This is a genomic window from Rhizobacter sp. P5_C2 (assembly GCF_054049715.1).
This window is the reverse complement of record NZ_JBFULV010000231.1, coordinates 1-1,884: the sequence shown is the minus strand read 5'-3', so window position 1 is coordinate 1,884 and position 1,884 is coordinate 1. Positions and strand designations below refer to the sequence as shown.

At 70.4% G+C, this 1,884-nt stretch carries 1 protein-coding gene; it reads left to right on the top strand.

Going from position 1 to position 1,884, the window contains the following annotated elements:
• A partial coding sequence (locus ACXJLU_RS33245) for a protein kinase domain-containing protein (RefSeq protein ID WP_457337991.1) occupies positions 1 to 1,738 on the top strand: 1,738 nt, incomplete at its 5' end.
• Positions 1,739 to 1,884: the final 146 nt, after the last annotated feature.

The window sequence follows — 1,884 nt, the reverse complement described above, 5'->3', positions numbered from 1 at the left end:
GCCGGGAAGTGAGTCCGCGCGCCGCAGTGCGCCGGCCGCCGCCAGCCCGGCGGCGCCGCGCCAGGTCGGCCGCTACCAGATCACCGAGCGCATCGGGCGCGGCGGCATGGCGAGCGTCTACCGCGCGCACGACCCCGGCATCGACCGCACCATCGCGATCAAGTTCCTGCACGCCGCCTACTGCGAGGAAGAGGAGTACCGCGCCCGCTTCCTGCGCGAGGCGCGCGCCGCCGGCATGCTGTCGCATCCGAACATCGTCACCGTGCACGACGTGGGCGAGATCGAAGGCCGGCCGTACATGGCGATGGAACTGATCGAAGGCGAGCCGATGAACGAGCTGATGGCGCGTTCGGGCCCGATGCCGATCCGCGACACGCTGGTGATCGTGCTGCAGCTGGCCAAGGCGCTGGATTACGCGCATGCCAAGGGCATCGTGCACCGCGACATCAAGCCGTCGAACATCATGGTGCTGAAGGGCACCAGCACCGTGAAGGTGACCGACTTCGGCATCGCGCACGTGACCACGGGGGCGTCGTCGACGCACCAGACGCGTGTCGGCGACGTGCTCGGTACGCCGCAGTACATGTCGCCGGAGCAGACCAAGGGCTCCAAGGTCGACGGCCGTTCCGACCTGTTCTCGGTCGGCATCATCCTGTACCAGATGCTGAGCGGCGCCGCGCCGTTCCAGGGCGACAGCATCGTCGCGCTGGCGATGAAGATCGCCACCGAGGAGCCGACGCCGATCGACAAGCTGCGCACCGGCCTGCCGCTGGGTGTGCGCCGCATCGTCGAGCGCTGCCTGGCCAAGCAGCCGGAGCGGCGCTTCCAGACCGGCCAGGAGCTGGCCGCGGCGATCAGCCAGGCGATGCGCGACATCGAAGACGACGCGCGCGAGAAAGAGAAGCCCCGCATCCTGCCGCTGCGTGTGAAGTGGGCGCTGATGATGGGCGCGATCGTGTTCGCGGTGATGGCGGTGACCGGCGCGGTCGTCAACCGGCAGCAGACGGCCGCGATGATGGCGCAGGTGACCGACTACGGCGCCTCGCTCAGCCGCTTCATCGCGGCGCAGAACGCGGTGTCGGCGCTGGCCGACGAATGGGTGGCGGTCGAGGTGTCGGTCGGCGAGGTCATGAAGACGCGCGATTTCACGAGCGTCAGCGTGGTCGACCGGGCCGGCGTGGTGCGCGCGTCGAGCGACGCGGCGAGCGTCGGCCAGCCGTACAAGGCGCGCAGCGGCGAACTGCTGGGCACCCGGGCCGGCGGCGTCAGTGTGACGCGCGTGCTCGACGACAACGACAACGTGCTGGTGTTCGAGGCGCCGATGACCTTCCAGGGCAAGGCGGTCGGGCGGGTCGCGCTCGGCGTGCCCGAGAAGCCGCTCGCGCAGGTGGCGCGGCTGAGCCTCACGCTGATGATCGTGCTGGTGATCGTCACGGTGCTGGCGGTGGCGGTGGCGATGTACTTCGTCGCGAACTGGTTCGCGCGGCCGATCAAGCTGGTGGGCGACTCGATGCGCGAGATCGCGCTGGGCCGTTTCGAGCACCGCATCCGCGAGGAGCGCACCGACGAATTCGGCCAGCTCTACAAGGGCTTCGACGCGATGGCGCAGGCCCTGCAGGAGCGCTACGTGCCGACGCAGGACACCGCGGCCGACACGCAGCGCGTGGCCGCCAGCTTCGCCAGCACGATGGCGCCGCTGAAGCGGCCGCCCGCAGCCGATCCGAAGAAGCCTTCTTGAGGGAGCAGTCGATGCAAGCACTTCAGCGCCGCGCGCTGACCCTGGCCGCAGCCGTCGCCTGCCTGCTGGCGCTGGCGGCCTGCCAGACGCCGCCGCGCAGCGGGGGCGACACGGCCCTGGCTGTGCCGAGCCTCACCGCCCGCGAC